The organism is Streptomyces murinus (assembly GCF_002154555.1).
GTDB classification, from domain to species: domain Bacteria; phylum Actinomycetota; class Actinomycetes; order Streptomycetales; family Streptomycetaceae; genus Streptomyces; species Streptomyces murinus.
Genome location: NZ_MUNF01000151.1, coordinates 14,638 through 30,533, shown reverse-complemented (window position 1 = coordinate 30,533; position 15,896 = coordinate 14,638). Strand labels below are relative to the sequence as shown.

General features: G+C 70.9%; 13 protein-coding genes. 4 read left to right on the top strand and 9 right to left on the bottom strand.

The window, feature by feature from the left end:
• The first annotated feature begins 163 nt into the window (after positions 1–163).
• Both CCN72_RS11655 and CCN72_RS11650 read left to right on the top strand, forming a co-directional pair.
• A complete protein-coding gene (locus CCN72_RS11655; protein WP_086807456.1) occupies positions 164–973 on the top strand; it encodes a thioredoxin domain-containing protein in 810 nt (269 codons plus the stop codon).
• Positions 974–1,102: 129 nt separating this feature from the next.
• Positions 1,103–2,773 (top strand): alkaline phosphatase D family protein, encoded by a 1,671-nt coding sequence (locus tag CCN72_RS11650; protein WP_086807455.1) that lies wholly within the window; start codon positions 1,103–1,105, stop codon positions 2,771–2,773.
• On the opposite strand, the gene CCN72_RS11645 is transcribed toward CCN72_RS11650, so the two are convergent.
• Complete coding sequence (locus CCN72_RS11645; RefSeq protein WP_086807454.1) at positions 2,770–3,348, bottom strand: dienelactone hydrolase family protein; 579 nt, start codon at positions 3,346–3,348, stop codon at positions 2,770–2,772. The genes CCN72_RS11650 and CCN72_RS11645 overlap by 4 nt on opposite strands.
• An 88-nt stretch (positions 3,349–3,436) precedes the next feature.
• Here CCN72_RS11645 and CCN72_RS11640 point away from each other — a divergent pair, with 88 nt between their 5' ends.
• Positions 3,437–4,543, top strand: coding sequence for a mechanosensitive ion channel family protein (locus tag CCN72_RS11640; protein ID WP_086807453.1), 1,107 nt, complete (start codon positions 3,437–3,439; stop codon positions 4,541–4,543).
• A 44-nt stretch (positions 4,544–4,587) separates the two neighbouring features.
• On the opposite strand, the gene CCN72_RS11635 is transcribed toward CCN72_RS11640, so the two are convergent.
• The 6 genes from CCN72_RS11635 to CCN72_RS11610 form a co-directional block, all read right to left on the bottom strand.
• Entirely contained in the window at positions 4,588–5,328 is a 741-nt protein-coding gene (locus tag CCN72_RS11635; protein WP_086807452.1) for an SDR family NAD(P)-dependent oxidoreductase, read from the bottom strand.
• Positions 5,329–5,441: 113 nt separating this feature from the next.
• Positions 5,442–7,028 carry a Na+/H+ antiporter gene (locus CCN72_RS11630; protein ID WP_085564291.1) on the bottom strand — a complete coding sequence of 529 codons (1,587 nt, stop codon included), beginning with the start codon at positions 7,026–7,028 and terminating at the stop codon, positions 5,442–5,444.
• Positions 7,029–7,157: 129 nt separating this feature from the next.
• On the bottom strand, positions 7,158–7,625 hold the full coding sequence (locus CCN72_RS11625; RefSeq protein WP_086807451.1) for a GNAT family N-acetyltransferase: 468 nt from the start codon (positions 7,623–7,625) through the stop codon (positions 7,158–7,160).
• A complete protein-coding gene (locus CCN72_RS11620) occupies positions 7,622–8,566 on the bottom strand; it encodes an RluA family pseudouridine synthase (RefSeq protein ID WP_086807450.1) in 945 nt (314 codons plus the stop codon). Before CCN72_RS11620 ends, CCN72_RS11625 begins: the two co-directional genes overlap by 4 nt.
• A gap of 85 nt (positions 8,567–8,651) precedes the next feature.
• Entirely contained in the window at positions 8,652–9,239 is a 588-nt protein-coding gene (gene lspA, locus CCN72_RS11615) for a signal peptidase II (RefSeq protein WP_037653109.1), read from the bottom strand.
• Between the two features lie 67 nt (positions 9,240–9,306).
• Positions 9,307–10,371: a TraR/DksA family transcriptional regulator gene (locus CCN72_RS11610; RefSeq protein ID WP_208637978.1), complete on the bottom strand. Its 1,065-nt coding sequence runs from the start codon at positions 10,369–10,371 to the stop codon at positions 9,307–9,309.
• A 591-nt stretch (positions 10,372–10,962) separates the two neighbouring features.
• On the opposite strand from CCN72_RS11610, the gene ileS reads away from it, so the two are divergent.
• Positions 10,963–14,139, top strand: a complete 3,177-nt coding sequence (ileS, locus tag CCN72_RS11605) for an isoleucine--tRNA ligase (protein ID WP_086807448.1) — start codon at positions 10,963–10,965, stop codon at positions 14,137–14,139.
• A 174-nt stretch (positions 14,140–14,313) separates the two neighbouring features.
• On the opposite strand, the gene CCN72_RS11600 is transcribed toward ileS, so the two are convergent.
• Both CCN72_RS11600 and CCN72_RS11595 read right to left on the bottom strand, forming a co-directional pair.
• A complete protein-coding gene (locus tag CCN72_RS11600) occupies positions 14,314–15,513 on the bottom strand; it encodes a DivIVA domain-containing protein (RefSeq protein WP_085564297.1) in 1,200 nt (399 codons plus the stop codon).
• A gap of 54 nt (positions 15,514–15,567) precedes the next feature.
• Positions 15,568–15,858, bottom strand: coding sequence for a YggT family protein (locus CCN72_RS11595; RefSeq protein WP_037653106.1), 291 nt, complete (start codon positions 15,856–15,858; stop codon positions 15,568–15,570).
• Between the last annotated feature and the right edge of the window lie 38 nt (positions 15,859–15,896).

Sequence of the window (15,896 nt, the reverse complement as noted above, 5' to 3'; positions counted from 1 at the left end):
CGGCCCGGCGCCGGGCCGCCGCCCGCGACCGGCTTCTCGCCCACTCCCTGGGACGGCGTGGACCGCCGTGCGCCGCTCCGCTCGCCTCCTGGTGAGCGACGCACCCGTCCCCCACTCGTACCCCGCGCAGGGCAACTGCGCGACCCCCAGGGAGAACACCCAGATGAGCAAGCGGAACAGCCAGGCGTCGAAGAACGCGGCCCGGGAGCGGCTGCGCGTGGAGCGCGAGCGCCAGGCCAAGCGCGACAAGGCCAGGCGCCAGGCGTTCGTGGCCGGCGGCGTCGTGGTCGCGCTCGCGGCCGCGGGCGGCATCGGCTACGCCGTCGTCCAGGCCAACAAGCCCAGCTACTGGGAGGGCCTGAAGAACGCGAAGGTCGTCGCCCCGGCCCACACCGAGGGCGCCAAGGGCACCACGGTCGTCATCGGCAAGGCGAGCGCCAAGAAGACCCTCAAGATGTACGAGGACCCGCGCTGCCCGGTGTGCGCCCAGTTCGAGCAGACGGTCGGCTCGACGCTGCACAAGGACATCGACGACGGCAAGTTCAAGTACCAGTACGTGGGCGCCACGTTCCTGGACGCCCATGACAACGGTGTGGGCTCCAAGAACGCGCTGAGCGCGCTCGGCGCCGCGCTGAACATCAGCCCCGAGGCGTTCCTGGACTACAAGTCCGCGCTGTACTCCACGAAGTGGCACCCGGACGAGAACGACGACAAGTTCAAGGACGACAGCTACCTCATCAAGATCGCCGACACCGTCCCGGCGCTGAAGGGCAACGCCACCTTCCAGAACGCCGTCAAGAAGGGCACCTATGACGCCTGGGCGGTGAACATGTCGAAGCAGTTCGACAACAACAAGGACGGCGTGACCGGTACTCCGGCCTTCGTCATGGACGGCAAGCAGCTCAACGGCGGCAACATGATCACGTCGGTGGACGAGTTCAACAAGGTCATCGACGCGGCCGTCAAGGGCTGACGATCCCCTCCCGGCCGACGAACTCCAGGGTGTCGGCACCCCTTCGAAAACCGACGGCTCGGTGAAGAGCGGGCGAACATTCCTTGTTCGCCCGCTCTTTTGTTCTACCGCTCGGTAACCTGATCGGCCGTGACCAGTCGAAACAGATCACTCCCGGCCTCCCAGGGCCTCAACTCCCCTTCCCCTCGCCGCCGTACGGTCGTCAAGGCCGCGGCGGCGACCGCTGTGCTGGCCGGGCCGCTCGCCGCCGCCCTGCCCGCCCGCGCCTCCGGTCAGGCCCCCGCCTTCCTGCACGGTGTGGCCTCCGGTGACCCGCTGCCCGACGGCATCCTGCTGTGGACCCGCATCACCCCGACCCCGGACGCCACCCCCGGCTCCGGTATCGGCCCGGACACCGTGGTGAGCTGGGTCGTCGCCACCGACAAGGCGCTCACCCAGGTCGTCAGCAAGGGCTCCACCACCGCGACGGCCGCCTCGGACCACACGGTGAAGGCGGACATCCGCGGCCTCCAGCCGGCCACCGACTACTGGTTCCGCTTCTCCTGCGGCGGCACCGACTCGCCCGTCGCGCGCACCCGCACCGCCCCGGCCGCCACCGCGGACGTCTCCGGGCTCCGCTTCGGCGTGGTCACCTGCGCCAACTGGGAGGCCGGCTACTTCTCCTCGTACCGCCACCTCGCGGCGCGGGGCGACCTCGACGCCTGGCTGCACCTCGGCGACTACATCTACGAGTACAAGTCCGGCGAGTACGCGGCCCGCGGCAAGGTGATCCGGCAGCACGCCCCCACCAACGAGATCATCACGCTCGCCGACTACCGCACCCGGCACGGCAAGTACAAGACCGACGCCGACCTCCAGGCCCTGCACCTGAAAGCGCCGGTCATCGCGATCTGGGACGACCACGAGTTCGCCGACAACGCGTGGTCGGGCGGCGCGGTCAACCACACCGAGGGCGCCGAGGGCACCTGGACCGCCCGCAAGGCCGCCGCCAAGCAGGCCTACTTCGAGTGGATGCCGGTGCGCCCGGCGATCGAGGGCACCACCTACCGGCGGCTGCGCTTCGGCAAGCTCGCCGACCTGTCCCTGCTGGACCTGCGCTCCTTCCGCTCCCAGCAGGTGTCCGGGACCAGCGGCTCGGTGGACGACGCGAGCCGCACCATCACCGGCCGGGCCCAGCTCGACTGGCTGAAGGCGGGCCTGAAGGCGTCCGACACCAAGTGGCGGCTGGTCGGCAACTCGGTGATGATCGCGCCGTTCGTCATCGGCTCCCTCACCGCGGACCTGCTCAAGCCGCTCGCCCAGCTGCTCGACCTGCCGCAGGGCGGCATAGGCGTCAACACCGACCAGTGGGACGGCTACACCCACGACCGCCGGGAACTCCTCGACCACCTGACGTCGAACAACATCGGCAACACCGTCTTCCTGACCGGTGACATCCACATGTCCTGGGCCAACGACGTGCCGGTGGACGCGGGCACCTACCCGCTGTCGGAGTCGGCCGCCACCGAGTTCGTCATCACCTCGGTGACCTCCGACAACCTCGACGACATCGTCAAGGTCCCCGAGGGCCTCGTCTCCGCGGTCGCCGCGCCGCTCATCGAGGCCGCCAACCGGCACGTCCACTGGGTGGACACCGACCGGCACGGCTTCGGCGTGCTCGACATCACCACCGACCGCGCCCAGATGGACTACTACGTCCTGTCCGACCGCACCGACCAGAACGCCACCGCCAAGTGGGAGCGCTCGTACCGCACCCGCACCGGCACGCAGAAGGTCGAGCGCACCTACGACCCGGTCTAGGCGGTCCGCAGGCCGTCGAGGAAGCCGAGCGCCACGCGCCAGGTCGCCTCGGCGGCCTCCGCGTCGTGGTCCGGCAGGTCGGGGTCGGTGTACACATGCCCGGCCCCGGCGTACCGGTAGACCTCCACATCGGCGCCCGCGCGGCCCATCTGGAGGTACCAGGCGCTGAGCCAGTCGTCCGTCTCGAACGGGTCCGGCTCGGCCACGTGCAGCTGCACCGGCAGCTCGTCCACGTGCGCGTTCGGCGCGATGTCCGAGGTGCCGTGCAGAAGCAGCAGCCCGCGCGCCTTGTCGTCGCCGAGGGCGAGGGTCTGCGCCACGGAGGCGCCGAGCGAGAACCCGGCGTAGACCAGACCCCGCTCCGAGTACGGCGCCGCCGCCAGCACGGCCCGCTTCAGCAGCTCCTCCTTGCCGATCCCGTCGCTGAACTCCATGCCCTCCTCGACGGTGTCGAACGTCCGCCCCTCGAAGAGGTCCGGAGTCCACACCTCGTGGCCGGCCGCGCGCAGCCGGTCAGCGGCATCGCGCACCGCGGGCCTGAGCCCATAGGTCGAGTGAAAGAGCATGATGTTCATGAGCCCATGGTGCCAGCTCCGGGGGCTGTGCCCGGGAGCGGGACAAGTCACAGGTTCACGATCGCCGTAGCCGGTTACGTTCCAAGGCATGGAGACCGTACTGCGCCCTGTGACCGTGGTCGGCGCGTCCCTGTTCCTGACCGTCCTCATCGGCTGGGCCACCGACGTGCTGCTGCGCAAGGCGGACGAACGCCACCCCGAGACCCCCCTGTGGGACCGGCTGCGGCGCGCCCGCGTCCCGTACCAGCTGGTCCTGTGCGCGGCCCTGCTCAGAGGCTCGTACGACCAGGCCGAGCTGTTCGAGGAGCACCGGGTCGGCGTCGGCCGGACCCTGACCCTGGTGCTGATCGGGGCCGCGGCGTGGCTGGCGATCCGGATCGCGGGCGCCGTGGTCGAGACGACGTACAGCCGCTACGCGCGCGCCCACCACGACGCGGCGCGGGTACGGCGGGTGCGCACCCAGGTCACGCTGATCATGCGGGTGGTCGCGGCGGTCGTCGGCGTGGTCGCGATGGCCGCGATGCTGCTGACCTTCCCGGCGATGCGGGCCGCGGGCGCCTCCCTGCTGGCCTCGGCCGGTGTCCTCGGCATCGTGGCCGGTGTCGCCGCGCAGTCCACGCTGTCGAACCTGTTCGCCGGGCTCCAGATCGCCTTCGGCGACATGGTCCGCATCGGCGACACCGTGGTCGTGGACGGCGAGTGGGGCACGGTCGAGGAGATCACCCTGACCTTTCTGACGGTACGGACCTGGGACGAGCGCCGGATCACCATGCCGGTGTCGTACTTCACCTCCAAGCCCTTCGAGAACTGGTCGCGGGGCACCCCGCAGATGACCGGGATCGTGTTCTGGCAGCTCGACCACAGCGCGCCCCTGGAGGCGATGCGCGAGAAGCTGCGGGACATCCTGCGCCAGTGCCCGGCCTGGGACGGCCGTGCCTCCAACCTGGTGGTCACCGACTCCACCGCCAACACCATGGAGGTGCGCGCGCTGGTGACGGCGAAGGACGCCGACGACATCTGGACGGTGCGGGTCGCGGTCCGCGAGCAGATGATCACCTGGCTGTCCGCGGAGCACCCCTACGCGCTGCCCCGGGTCAACACCTCGGACGCGGTGCTGCCGCCCTACCGCGTGCCCTCCCCGGACCGCCACTCCCTGCGCAAGGCGTACGAGTTCCCGCGCACCGGACGGAGCTGAGCGGGGCGGGACCGGTGAGGGGCCGGTGGGCGCCTCGGTCCGGTTCAATGGCCGCGTTCGGCGCCTCCGTTGACCTGGATGATCTGTGAGGTGATGTGCCCGGCGGCGGGCGAGGCCAGCCAGTGCAGGGTGGCCGCCACATCGCCCGGCTCGCCCGCCCGGCCGGTGGAGGTCTCGGCCACGAGCTGTCCGCGCCGCTCCTCGGACATGCCGCCGCCGAAGAAGTCGGTGTCCTCGATGTAACCGGGCGCGACCACGTTCACCGTGATGCCCCGGTGGCCCAGCCGGCGGGCCAGATCATGGGCGAAGGGGTGCAGCCCGGCCTTGGCCGCCGCGTAGGCGCCGCTGCCCGAGCCGCGGTAGGCGGCGATGGAGCTGAGGAAGAGCACCCGCCCGCCGGGCTCGGCGAGCCGCTCCTGAAGGGCCTCGGTGAGCAGCACCGCGGTCAGGGTGTTGAGTCTGAAGGCGACGCTCCAGGCATGGGCGACCCGGTCCAGGGGGTCCTCGCTGCCGGCCGGTGGCTCCAGGGCGCCGGAGCCCCCCGCGCTGTGCACGAGCACATCGACGGTGCCGAACTCCCGGGCGACGAGCCGGGCCACCTCCCGCACCTCGGCGGGCTCGGTGAGGTCGGCCGCGTGGGTGAGCGCCCCCGGCACCCCGGCCTTCTCCAGCACCTCCGCGCGCCGTCCGAGGAGCAGCACCCGGTCCCCGCCCGCGGCGAAGGCACGTGCCGTCGCCAGCCCGATGCCCGTACCGCCTCCGCTGATCACGATGTTGCGAGTCATGATCCGAGAGTAGGAGTCCGCGGCGGACGGCGCTTCCGGTTGTCCACAGCCACCGGGTATTTGTATGACCGGATATACACAGCTGGCCGATATACACAGCCGGCCGAGCGCCGTCAGCGCAGGCTGCGCACATCGAGATGGCGCAGAATCCGGTCCACGATCTCCGGGTCCATCCCCGGTTCGCTGCGCGCGGCGAGCACCTCGTGCCGGGCGGCGCTGAGCATCTCGCCCTGGATACGCCTGATCCGCTTCAGCCGCTTGGCCCGCTGGTGCTGTGCCTCGCGGCGCTCCTCCTCGCCCATGTCGGGGCTGATCCGGATGCCGATGTCGAAGGCCTGCCGCAGCATCTGCTCGGACAGCTCCTCGGGCAGGTCCTCCACCTGCTCGATCTCCCGCAGCCGGCGCTTGGCCGCCTTGGCCGCGCGCACCGCCAGCTCCTTCTCGGACTCCTTCTCCCGCTCGGCGTCGGCCTGCACCCCCAGCCGTCTGACCAGCCACGGCAGAGTCAGCCCCTGGATCACCAGGGTGGCGACGATCACCCCGAAGGCGATGAAGACGATCTCGTCCCGGTCCGGGAAGGGCTTGCCGGCGTCGGTCTCCAGGGGGATGGCCAGCGCCAGCGCGACCGAGGCCACCCCGCGCATCCCGGACCACCACATCACGACCGTCTCCCGCCAGCTCGTGGGGATCTCCTCCTCCACATCGCGCCGGGCGTGCAGCCGTTTGGTCAGCCAGGTCGCCGGGAGCAGCCACAGCAGTCGTACGACGATCACCACACCGGCGACGGCCACCGCCCAGCCGAGCAGCTCGCCCCACCGTCCGCTGGCCGTACGGATCGCGTTGTGCAGCTCCAGGCCGATCAGCCCGAAGGCGACGCCGGTGACGAGGGTGTCGATGATGTCCCAGAAGGTGTGTCCCGCCAGTCGGGTCATCACATCGTCGGCGCCGGTGGCGTACTCGGAGAGATAGAGGGCCGTGGTGAGCACGGCGAGCACGCCGGAGCCCTGGAGCTTCTCCGCGAGCACGTAGGAGGCGTACGGCACCAGCAGGGTCAGGCCGATCTGGAGGGTCGGGTCGCCCAGCAGGTCCATCACCCGGTTCGCGCCCCAGCCGAGCAGCAGCCCCACGGCCACCGCCACCACGGCGGACAGCACCAGCGCGAGCCCGGCCTTCCACGGCGAGAACAGTCCGCTCACCGCGGCGGCGATCGCCACGTGGTAGAGCACGATGGCCGTGACGTCGTTGAACAGCCCCTCGCCCTCCAGGACCGACACCAGGCGGCGCGGCAGCCCGAGTTGTCCGGCGACGCTGGTCGCGGCGACCGGGTCGGGCGGGGCGATCAGCGCGCCGAGCGCCACGGCGGCGGCGACCGACAGACCGGGCACGATCGCGTGGGCCACGAAGGCGACGCACACCGTGGTCACGAACACCAGGGCGACGGCCAGGGTCAGGATCGGGCGTTTGTTGGTCGTGAACTGCCGCCAGGAGGTGCGCCGTACGGCCGCGTACAGCAGCGGCGGCAGCAGTCCGGGCAGGATCAGCTCGGGCGGGATGTTCACGTTGGGCACGAAGTCGGCCACCGCGAGGACCCCGCCGAACAGCGTCATCAGCACCGGGGCCGGCACCCCGAGGCGGTCGCCCACCGGGACGCTCACCAGGGCCCCGAGCAGCAGGGCGAACAACAGAGCCAACTGATCCAAGGCCGGCGCTCCGGGGTCGACATGGCACGCGAGGCTTCAAGCCTGCCATGCCGCCCGGCCACCGGCCGTTCCAGGGCATCGCCCCGGGGGGTGTCGCCGCACCCCGTTCACCGGCTCTTGTGCCGGTGGTTACAGGGCGCGGCGCATCGCCCGGTGGGGCATGTCGGCGTCCAGGAACTCCGGTCCGTACGCCGCGTAGCCGAGCCGCTCGTAGAAACCGAGCGCCTGGGTCTGCGCGTGCAGGTCCACCGCGGCCAGGCCACGCGCGCGGGCCGCGTCCTCGATGGCCCGCACCAGGGCGGCGCCGATACCGAGCCCGCGGGCCCGACGGGAGACCGCGAGCCGCCCGAGGGAGCCGACGGAGGCGTCCGCGCCGGTCTTGGCGACGGCCGCCTCACCGGTCAGCAGCCGGCCGGTGCCCAGCGGGGTGCCGTCCGCGCGCAGGGCCAGCACATGCACGGCGACGGCGTCGTACGCGTCGTACTCGATGGCTTCGTCCACGCCCTGCTCATGAACGAAGACCTCCTTGCGGACCGCGAAGCACGCCTCCAGGTCGGCGGGGTCCTCGGCGACGCGGACGGTGGGGGCTCCGGTCATCCGTAGGTCTCCTCACGGACCAGGTCCAGGGCCTGCTGAAGGTCCTCGGGGTAGTCGGAGGAGAACTCCACCCAGCGGCCGTCGCCCGGGTGTTCGAAGCCGAGGCGCACGGCGTGCAGCCACTGGCGGGTGATGCGCAGCCGCTTGGCGAGGGTGGGGTCCGCGCCGTAGGTGAGGTCGCCGACGCACGGGTGGCGGTGGGCGGCCATGTGGACGCGGATCTGGTGGGTACGGCCGGTCTCCAGCTTCACATCGAGCAGGGAGGCGGCGCGGAAGGCCTCGATGAGGTCGTAGTGCGTCACCGAGGGCTTGCCGTCGGCGGTGACCGCCCACTTGTAGTCGTGGTTCGGGTGGCGGCCGATCGGGGCGTCGATGGTGCCGCTCGTCGGGTCCGGGTGGCCCTGGACCAGGGTGTGGTAGCGCTTGTCGACCGTGCGCTCCTTGAACTGGCGCTTGAGCGAGGTGTACGCGTACTCCGACTTGGCGACCGCCATCAGGCCGGAGGTGCCCACGTCCAGGCGGTGCACGATGCCCTGGCGCTCGGCGGCGCCGGAGGTGGAGATCCGGTAGCCGGCGGCGGCGAGGCCGCCGATGACGGTCGGTCCGGTCCAGCCCGGGGAGGGGTGCGCGGCCACGCCGACCGGCTTGACGATCACGACCACGTCATCGTCGTCATGCACGATCTCCATGCCCTCGACGGGCTCGGCGACCACCTGCACCGGCGCGGGCGCCTGCGGCATCTCGACCTCCAGCCAGGCGCCGCCGTGCACGCGCTCGGACTTGCCGACGACCGCGCCGTCGACCTGCACCTTGCCGGCCGCGGCCAGCTCGGCCGCCTTCGTGCGGGAGAAGCCGAACATGCGGGAGATGGCGGCGTCAACGCGCTCGCCCTCCAGGCCGTCGGGCACGGGCAGGGTACGGATCTCGGGAATCGTGCTCACCCGTCGAGTATGCCGGACGGGCGGCACGGCCCCGACCGAGCCTGTGGAAAACCGGCTCCGGCCCCGGTCCGCCGGGGCCGCGCCGTCAGTCCTTGTGGACCGTGCCGTCCGGGTCGAGACCGCGGAAGGACAGCAGCACGATCAGGATGCCGCCGCACACGATCGCCGAGTCGGCGAGGTTGAAGATCGCGAAGCCCTTGGGCGCGATGAAGTCCACGACCTGGCCGTTGAAGACGCCGGGCGAGCGGAAGATCCGGTCGGTGAGGTTGCCGAGCGCGCCGCCGAGCAGCAGGCCGAGCGCGACGGCCCAGGGGAAGCTGTAGAGCTTGCGGGCCAGCCGCATGATCACCACGATCACCGAGGCGGCGATCACCGTGAAGATCACGGTGAAGGCCGCGCCGAAACCGAAGGCGGCACCCGGATTGCGGATGGCGTGCAGCTCCAGCAGGTCCCCGACGAGCTTGATCGGCGCGTGGCCCTCCAGCTTGGCCACCACCAGCGTCTTGCTGATCAGGTCGAGCGCGTACGCGAACGCGGCCACGGCGAACAGCACGGCGATCCGGCGCCCACGGCCGGTCCGCTCCCGCTCCTGGTCCGCCGCCTGCTCGGGGGCCTGATGTGCGCCGTCCTCCGGGGTGTCCGGCGTATTGATGATGCGCTCCGCCTCTGCCACGTGCGTCCCTCGACCTAGGTTCCTGACTGAGGACGAGACTACGGCACGCCTGAGCGGCCCCACACGCTCAGGAGCGGCGTTCCTGCTTCTGCTTGCACTCCACGCACAGGGTGGCCCGCGGGAAGGCCTGCATCCGGGCCTTGCCGATGGGGTTGCCGCAGTTCTCGCACAGGCCGTAGGTGCCCGCGTCCAGCCGTTCGAGCGCGCGTTCGGTCTGGGTGAGCATCTCGCGCGCGTTGGCGGCCAGCGCCAGCTCGTGCTCGCGGGTGATGTTCTTGGTCCCGGTGTCGGCCTGGTCGTCGCCCGCGCCGTCCCCGGAGTCGCGCATCAGGCCGACGAGGGACTCCTCGGACGAGCTGATCTCCCGCCGCAGCCGCTCCATCTCGGACTGGAGCTCCGCACGCGCCTCGGCGACCTCCTGGTCGGTCCAGGGGTCCTCGCCGGGGCGCACCGCCAGCTCGCCGGGGTCCGCGGCGGCGAGGCGCGCCTTGGGAACGGCGGTGTCCTGCGCCGTGGCCGTGCCAGGGGTCTTCTTCGCAACCACCTTCGTGGCTCCCGTCTGCTTCGCGGCCCGCGCCGCGCCCGCCTTCTTGGCCGTGCTCTTCTCGTCCGGCTCCGCCTTGTGGGCCACGGTCCTCGCGGCCTTCCCGGCGGCGGTTCCCGCCGCGGTGGCGTCCTCGGCCGTCGTGCCGCCCGTGGTCGCGTCCCCGGCCGCCGTGTCCTTGGCCGCGGTCCTCTTGGCGGGCGCCTTCTTCGCCGCCGCCTTCTTGGCCGCCGTTTTCCCGGCCGAGGTCACCGTTTTCCCGGTCGGGGCCTTAGCCGCCTCGGCCGTCTCATGCGCGGCCGCCGCGGTCTTCCCGGCCGCCGCCTTCTTCTCCGGTGTCTTCCTGGCGGCCGTCTTCCTCGCCACCGGGTGGTCGGCGGCCTCCTCGGCCGCGCCCGTCTGCTCCAGGACCGGCTTCACGGCGGCTCCCTTCTCGGCGGCGGCCTTCCTGGCCACCGCCTTCCCGTCCCCCTCCTCGGCCACCGCCCGCCGCGCCGCCGCCTTCTTGGCGGCGGCCTTGTGAGCAGTGGTTCTCTCGGTATCCGACTTCCCGGCCACGGTCTTCTTCGCGCTCTTTCTCGCCACCATGGCCGCGGCCCCTTCACATAGGGTGATCTCGCTCGCGAATCGTGCTGGGACGATAAATCGACTTGCCTCCCGCGGCAACGGGGCACACCGCCCGATTCGCCCGGCCGCACCCCCCGCGCGACGGGCCTGCATCCGTTGTGCCCAGCTCCCCGGCGGGTAATCCGCCACGCCGGGCATCACCCCCGCACCCTCGCCATTCGGGGCATCCGGCGCCCCGCACCGGGCCACCGGCGGCCGGCCCCCCGAAAAGCGGTCGGCCGCTGTCCGCTCGGCGCCGTACACTGGGCGCAGCGAGCAGCATGGATGGGGACGAGTAGCGGCGTACGCAGCCCAGAGCGACCCGGGGACGGTGGAAGCCCGGGGGCGAGCGCGACGTGAAGATCACCCCGGAGCCGCCGGAAGAAAGCCGCAGCCGCAGGGCCAGGCCAGTAGAACCGGTTTCGCGAACCCAATGAGGGGGCCCACCGGCGACCGAGGCACGGCGGCGGGCCAAGGAGGGTGGTACCGCGGGAGCGCGCCGCACACGGCGTAGGAATCGAAGCTCTCGTCCCTCCGACGGAAGGCAGCAAGTCCGTTGGAGGATGCTCGCAGATGACAGCGCCGACGTACCGCCAGGTGCCCGCACAGGTCGACCTGCCCGCGCTTGAGCACGCCGTGCTCGACTTCTGGCGTGAGCAGAAGATCTTCGCCAAGACCCTGGAGCAGTCCGAGGGCCGCCCCGAATGGGTGTTCTACGAAGGCCCGCCCACCGCCAACGGCATGCCCGGCGCCCACCACATCGAGGCGCGCGTCTTCAAGGACGTCTTCCCCCGCTTCCGCACCATGCGCGGCTACCACGTGGCCCGCAAGGCCGGCTGGGACTGCCACGGTCTGCCCGTGGAGCTGGCCGTGGAGAAGGAGCTGGGCTTCTCCGGCAAGCAGGACATCGAGGCGTACGGCATCGCCGAGTTCAACGACAAGTGCCGGCAGTCCGTGACCCGGCACACCGACGCCTTCGCCGAGCTGACGACCCGCATGGGCTACTGGGTCGACCTGGACGACGCCTACCGGACCATGGACCCGGAGTACGTGGAGTCCGTCTGGTGGTCGCTGAAGGAGATCTTCGGCAAGGGCCTGCTGGTCCAGGACCATCGCGTCGCCCCCTGGTGCCCCCGCTGCGGCACCGGCCTGTCCGACCACGAGCTGGCGCAGGGCTACGAGACGGTCGTCGACCCCTCGGTGTACGTCCGCTTCCCGCTCACCTCCGGCCCGCTGGCCGGCGAGGCCGCGCTCCTGGTGTGGACGACGACCCCCTGGACCCTGGTCTCCAACACGGCGGTCGCCGCCCACCCGGAGGTCACCTACGTCGTCGCCACGAACGGCGAGGAGAAGGTCGTCGTCGCCGAGCCGCTGCTCGCCAAGGCGCTCGGCGAGGGCTGGGAGCCCACCGGGCAGAGCTTCACCGGCGCCGAGATGGAGCGCTGGACCTACCAGCGCCCGTTCGAGCTGGTCGAGTTCCCGAGCGTCAGCGAGGGAACCGATGGGCACAGCCCGGAGCCGGCCCACTATGTGGTGAACGCCGACTACGTGACCACCGAGGACGGTACGGGCCTGGTCCACCAGTCCCCCGCCTTCGGTGAGGACGACCTCAAGGTCTGCCGCTCCTACGGCCTGCCCGTCGTCAACCCGGTGCGCCCCGACGGCACCTTCGAGGAGGACGTGCCGCTGGTCGGCGGCGTCTTCTTCAAGAAGGCCGACGAAAAGCTCACCGAGGACCTCAAGCAGCGGGGCCTGCTCTTCCGGCACCTGCCGTACGAACACAGCTACCCGCACTGCTGGCGCTGCCACACCGCGCTGCTCTACTACGCGCAGCCCTCCTGGTACATCCGTACGACGGCCATCAAGGACCGTCTGATCCAGGAGAACGAGAAGACCAACTGGTTCCCGGACACGGTCAAGCACGGCCGCTTCGGCGACTGGCTGAACAACAACATCGACTGGGCGCTGTCCCGCAACCGCTACTGGGGCACCCCGCTGCCGATCTGGCGCTGCGAGGACGACCACCTCACCTGCGTCGGCTCCCGCGCCGAGCTGTCCGAGCTGACCGGCACCGACCAGTCGGACCTCGACCCGCACCGCCCGTACATCGACGCCATCACCTTCGCCTGCCCGCACGAGGGCTGCGGCAAGACGGCCACGCGCGTGCCGGAGGTCATCGACGCCTGGTACGACTCGGGTTCGATGCCGTTCGCGCAGTGGGGCTACCCGTACAAGAACAAGGAGCTGTTCGAGAGCCGTTACCCGGCCCAGTTCATCTCCGAGGCCATCGACCAGACCCGCGGCTGGTTCTACACGCTGATGGCCGTCGGCACCCTGGTGTTCGACAAGTCCTCGTACGAGAACGTCGTGTGCCTCGGCCACATCCTCGCCGAGGACGGCCGCAAGATGTCCAAGCACCTGGGCAACATCCTCCAGCCGATCCCGCTGATGGACCAGCACGGCGCGGACGCGGTGCGCTGGTTCATGGCCGCGGGCGGCTCCCCCTGGGCGGCGCGCCGGGTGGGCCACGGCACCATCCAGGAGGTCGTCCGCAAGACGCTGCTGACGTACTGGAACACGGTCGCCTTCCAGGCGCTGTACGCCCGTACGTCGAACTGGGCGCCGAGCGCGGCCGACCCGGCCCCGGCCGAGCGCCCGCTGCTGGACCGCTGGCTGCTGTCCGAACTGCACGCGCTCACCGACCAGGTGACGCAGGCTCTTGAGGGGTACGACACCCAGCGCGCCGGCAAGCTGCTGTCCGCGTTCGTCGACGACCTCTCCAACTGGTACGTCCGCCGTTCGCGCCGCCGCTTCTGGCAGGGCGACAAGGCCGCGCTGCGCACGCTGCACGAGGTGCTGGAGACGGTCACCCGGCTGATGGCGCCGATCACCCCGTTCATCACCGAGCGGGTGTGGCAGGACCTGATCGCGCCGGTCACCCCGGGCGCGCCGGAGTCGGTGCACCTGGCGTCCTGGCCGGAGACGGACCTCGGTTCGATCGACCCTGAGCTGTCCCGGCAGATGGTGCTGGTGCGCCGGCTCGTGGAGCTGGGCCGTGCCACGCGTGCCGAGTCGGGCGTCAAGACGCGTCAGCCGCTGTCCCGTGCGCTGATCGCGGCGAGCGGTTTTGAGTCCCTGGACCGCGAACTGCACGCGCAGATCACGGAGGAGCTGAACGTCTCCTCGCTGGCCTCGCTGTCCGAGGTCGGCGGCTCCCTGGTGGACACCACGGCCAAGGCCAACTTCCGTGCGCTGGGCAAGCGGTTCGGCAAGCGGGTGCAGGACGTGGCCAAGGCGGTCGCCGCCGCCGATGCGGCCGCGCTGTCGCTGGCACTGCGGCAGGGCACGGCCTCGGTGGAGGTCGACGGTGAGACGATCACCCTGGCGCCGGACGAGGTGATCATCACCGAGACGCCGCGCGAGGGTTGGTCGGTGGCGTCCGACTCCGGTGCGACGGTGGCACTGGACCTGGAGATCACGGAGGAGCTGCGCCGGGCGGGTCTCGCCCGTGACGCGATCCGGCTCATCCAGGAGGCGCGCAAGAACAGCGGCCTGGATGTCGCGGACCGGATCGCACTGCGGTGGACGTCCACCGACCCGGCGGTGATCGCGGCGCTCGCTGAGCATGCCGAGCTGATCGCGGAGGAGGTCCTGGCGACGGACTTCGCCCAGGGCGAGGCCGACGACAGCTACGGGGACGCCTTCACCGACGAGGGTCTGAGCCTGGTGTTCCGGCTGCGCAAGGCGTAGGCGCCACCAGCAGTTCGAGAAGGGCCCGGCCTCCACTTCGGAGGGCGGGCCCTTCTCTGTGGGCGGGAAGAGCCACCGTGCACCGCACACAAGAACGCGGCCCCGGACCGAAGTCCGGGGCCGCGTTCTCAGCGCTGCCGACGCCTATGGCGTACTACTCACCGTGGCCGGCGCTCAGTTGTCGTCCTCGTCGATCAGGAAACCGCGCATCGGCGAGGGGGCCTGGCCCATCGGGGACGGGCCCTGCGGGCGGACCGGAGCCATCGGCTGGGTCATGGCGGGCGTCATCTGCTGCTGACCGCCGTAGGACGGACCGGACGTCTGGGCGGGCGAACCACCCATCGTCTGGTTGCCGCCGTAGGACGGGGCACTCGCGCCGGCCGGAGCCATCGAAGGCGCCGGGGACGGCGGCAGGGACGCGGCGGCCGGGGTACGCGGCGGGGCCAGCGAGTCGTCGGCCTGGGTCTCCAGCTGACGCAGCTGCGACTCCAGGTACGACTTCAGGCGCGTGCGGTACTCGCGTTCGAAGCCGCGCAGGTCCTCGACCTTGCGCTCCAGCGTGGCGCGAGCGGACTCCAGGGAGCCCATCGCGACGCGGTGCTTCTCCTGCGCGTCCCGCTCCAGGGCGTCGGCCTTGGCACGGGCGTCACGCTCCAGACCCTCGGCGCGGCTGCGGGCCTCGCCGACGATCTTGTTGGCCTCGGAGCGGGCCTCGGCGATCGCCTGGTCGGCGGTCTGCTGGGCCAGCGAGAGGACACGGGCGGCGCTGTCGCCACCGGGACCCTGACCGGGACCGCCCATGGGACCGCCCATCGGGCCACCCATCGGACCGCCCATGGGGCCACCCATCTGCTGCTGCATGGGCGGCTGACCACCCATCGGGCCCTGGCCCATGCCGCCTTGACCCATACCGCCCTGGCCCATGCCACCCTGACCCATGGAGCCCTGGCCCATCGGGCCCTGTCCCATCGGACCCTGGCCCATCGGGCCGGGACCCTGCGGACCACCCTGCCCACTGGGACCGGCGGGCAGCTGCGGGGCACCGCTCGGCAGCTGGGGCGGACCACCCATGGGGCCACCCATCTGCTGCTGCGGCGGGCCCGATATGCCGGCGGGTACCGGAGCGCCGGGACCTCGCATGCCCTGCTGCTGCTGTTCCTGCTCCGGAGGCTTCCGGGAGTTCTGCTGGTTCTGCGCGGCGGCTCGCGTGGCGGCAGCCAGCTTCGCGCGCAGGTCCTCGTTCTCCCGGAGCAGACGGGTCAGTTCGGCTTCGACCTCATCGAGGAAGGCATCGACCTCGTCCTCGTCATAGCCTTCTCGGAGGCGGACGGTCGTGAACTGCTTGTTCCGCACGTCCTCGGGGGTCAACGGCATCTCTTCACCTCAACGTAGTCATCGGCAGTCGGCAAGACCGGATCGTCCACACGCTCATCTCACGAAGTTCTGCACGATGGCGATGAGAATGTAGACGATGATCATCAGTACGAAGAAGGACAGGTCTAGCGCCACGCCCCCGAGACGCAGCGGCGGAATGAACCGCCGCAGAAGCTTCAGCGGTGGATCGGTGACAGTGTAGGTGGCCTCCAGTACGACCACCATCGCCTTGCCGGGTTGCCATGAGCGGGCGAACTGGAAGACGTAGTCCATGACCAGCCGGAAGATGAGCACGACGAGAAACACCATCAGCGCGATGTAGATCACCTGCGCGAACACGCCCATGGCCTGTGTTTCCCTCTCCCCTGTTCCGAGCTCTTGCG